Genomic DNA, 3,240 nt, shown 5'->3' with positions numbered 1-3,240 from the left:
GTGCCTGACGATGACCTACTCTCGCATGGGGAGACCCCACACTACCATCGGCGCTAAGCGGTTTCACTGCTGAGTTCGGCAAGGGATCAGGTGGTTCACGCGTGCTATGGTCGTCAGGCGTAACTGTTAATGCATATCATGCTGACTATTGCTAAATTGTGTGCGTCTCATTGCCAAACTTTCTGTCTTCAACAGTCAGTTCAGCGCACGTATCCGGTTTTCATTGACGTCATCATCACGACCAGACCCCTTGGGTGTTATAGGGTCAAGCCTCACGGGCCATTAGTACACGTTAGCTCAACGCCTTGCAGCGCTTCCACACCGTGCCTATCAACCAGCTGGTCTCGCTGGGCCCTTCAGGAGGCTCTAGGCCTCAGGGATGTCTCATCTTGAAGGGGGCTTCCCGCTTAGATGCTTTCAGCGGTTATCCCGTCCGACCATAGCTACCCGGCAATGCCACTGGCGTGACAACCGGAACACCAGAGGGTCGTCCACTCCGGTCCTCTCGTACTAGGAGCAGCCCTTCTCAAACATCCAACGCCCACGGCAGATAGGGACCGAACTGTCTCACGACGTTCTAAACCCAGCTCGCGTACCACTTTAAATGGCGAACAGCCATACCCTTGGGACCGACTTCAGCCCCAGGATGTGATGAGCCGACATCGAGGTGCCAAACACCGCCGTCGATGTGAACTCTTGGGCGGTATCAGCCTGTTATCCCCGGAGTACCTTTTATCCGTTGAGCGATGGCCCTTCCATACAGAACCACCGGATCACTAGAACCTGCTTTCGCACCTGCTCGACGTGTCTGTCTCGCAGTCAAGCACCCTTATGCTCTTGCACTCAATGCACGATGTCCGACCGTGCTGAGGGTACCTTCGTGCTCCTCCGTTACTCTTTAGGAGGAGACCGCCCCAGTCAAACTACCCACCACACACTGTCCTCGATCCGGATAACGGACCTGAGTGAGAACGCCAATGATGCCAGGCTGGTATTTCAAGGGTGGCTCCCTCCGAACTGGCGTCCAGAGTTCAAAGCCTCCCAGCTATCCTACACAGGCAACATCAGCGTCCAGTGTGAAGCTATAGTAAAGGTTCACGGGGTCTTTCCGTCTAGCCGCGGGTACACCGCATCTTCACGGCGATTTCAATTTCACTGAGTCTCGGGTGGAGACAGCGTGGCCATCATTACGCCATTCGTGCAGGTCGGAACTTACCCGACAAGGAATTTCGCTACCTTAGGACCGTTATAGTTACGGCCGCCGTTTACCGGGGCTTCAATCAAGAGCTTCGCCTTGCGGCTAACACCATCATTTAACCTTCCGGCACCGGGCAGGCGTCACACCCTATACGTCCGCTTGCGCGTTAGCAGAGTGCTGTGTTTTTAATAAACAGTTGCAGCCACCTGGTATCTTCGACCGGTTCGGGCTTAGAGAGCAAGTCTCATCACCCTACGCCGGCGTGCCTTCTCCCGAAGTTACGGCACCATTTTGCCTAGTTCCTTCACCCGAGTTCTCTCAAGCGCCTTGGGATTCTCTCCCTGACCACCTGTGTCGGTTTGGGGTACGGTCGCACATGATCTGAAGCTTAGAGGCTTTTCCTGGAAGCGTGGCATCAGTGACTTCCTGACCGTGGTCAGTTCGTTTCGTGTCTCGGCCTTAAGGGTCCGGATTTGCCTAAACCCTCAGCCTACTCACTTTCACCAGGACAACCAACGCCTGGCTCACCTAGCCTTCTTCGTCCCCCCATCGCAACCATGTCCGGTACGGGAATATTGACCCGTTTCCCATCGACTACGCCTTTCGGCCTCGCCTTAGGGGCCGACTCACTCTGCTCCGATTAGCGTCGAACAGAAACCCTTGGTCTTCCGGCGAGGGTGTTTTTCACACCCTTTATCGTTACTCATGTCAGCATTCGCACTCGTGATACCTCCAGCAGACTTCTCAATCCACCTTCATTGGCGTACACGACGCTCCTCTACCGCTCATCCAAAGGATGAACCCGTAGCTTCGGTACCTGGTTTAGCCCCGTTACATCTTCCGCGCAGGCCGACTCGACTAGTGAGCTATTACGCTTTCTTTAAAGGATGGCTGCTTCTAAGCCAACCTCCTAGCTGTCTGAGCCTTCCCACATCGTTTCCCACTTAACCAGGATTTCGGGACCTTAGCTGACGGTCTGGGTTGTTTCCCTTTTCACGACGGACGTTAGCACCCGCCGTGTGTCTCCCACGCGTTACTCACCGGTATTCGGAGTTTGCCTCGGGTTGGTAAGTCGGGATGACCCCCTAGCCGAAACAGTGCTCTACCCCCGGCGGTACTACATGAGGCGCTACCTAAATAGCTTTCGAGGAGAACCAGCTATCTCCGAGCTTGATTAGCCTTTCACTCCGATCCACAAGTCATCCAAATCTTTTTCAACAGATCCTGGTTCGGGCCTCCAGTTGATGTTACTCAACCTTCACCCTGCTCATGGATAGATCGCTCGGTTTCGGGTCTATATCCAGCGACTGTGTCGCCCAGTTAAGACTCGGTTTCCCTACGGCTCCCCTATACGGTTAACCTCGCCACTGAATATAAGTCGCTGACCCATTATACAAAAGGTACGCCGTCACCCAACAAGTGGGCTCCGACTGCTTGTACGCACACGGTTTCAGGATCTATTTCACTCCCCTCTCCGGGGTTCTTTTCGCCTTTCCCTCACGGTACTGGTTCACTATCGGTCAGCCAGGAGTATTTAGCCTTGGAGGATGGTCCCCCCGTCTTCAGTCAAGGTTTCTCGTGCCCCGACCTACTCGATTTCACATGATCAGATTTTCGACTACGGGGCTATCACCCGCTACGGCCAGACTTCCCAATCTGTTCGCCTAATCAGTCACATGCTTAAGGGCTGGTCCCCGTTCGCTCGCCGCTACTAGGGGAATCTCGGTTGATTTCTTTTCCTCAGGGTACTTAGATGTTTCAGTTCCCCTGGTTCGCCTCGTACACCTATGTATTCAGTGCACGATACTCATCTTATGATGAGTGGGTTTCCCCATTCAGAGATGTCCGGGTCACAGGTTGTTGCCACCTCACCGAACCTTATCGCAGGCTACCACGTCTTTCATCGCCTCTGGCTGCCTAGGCATCCACCGTGTGCGCTTCATTGCTTGACCCTATAACCCGAAGGAGTCTGGATGTCGCAATGATCACGTTTCATTTTGCCGGATACGCTGACGCGTATCACAATTTAAGAAGCACTTCTT

General features: G+C 54.0%; 2 rRNA genes. Both read right to left on the bottom strand.

Annotation, left to right across the window (positions count from 1 at the left end):
• Positions 1–2 precede the first annotated feature (2 nt).
• A 5S ribosomal RNA gene (gene rrf, locus HZS80_RS23120) occupies positions 3–118 on the bottom strand.
• Positions 119–261: 143 nt separating this feature from the next.
• A 23S ribosomal RNA gene (locus HZS80_RS23115) occupies positions 262–3,150 on the bottom strand.
• Between the last annotated feature and the right edge of the window lie 90 nt (positions 3,151–3,240).

The sequence above is a fragment of the Vreelandella glaciei genome, from assembly GCF_013415125.1.
Classification (GTDB): domain Bacteria; phylum Pseudomonadota; class Gammaproteobacteria; order Pseudomonadales; family Halomonadaceae; genus Vreelandella; species Vreelandella glaciei.
The sequence above is the reverse complement of the archived record's forward strand: the minus strand, read 5'-3'. Positions and strand labels throughout refer to the sequence as shown.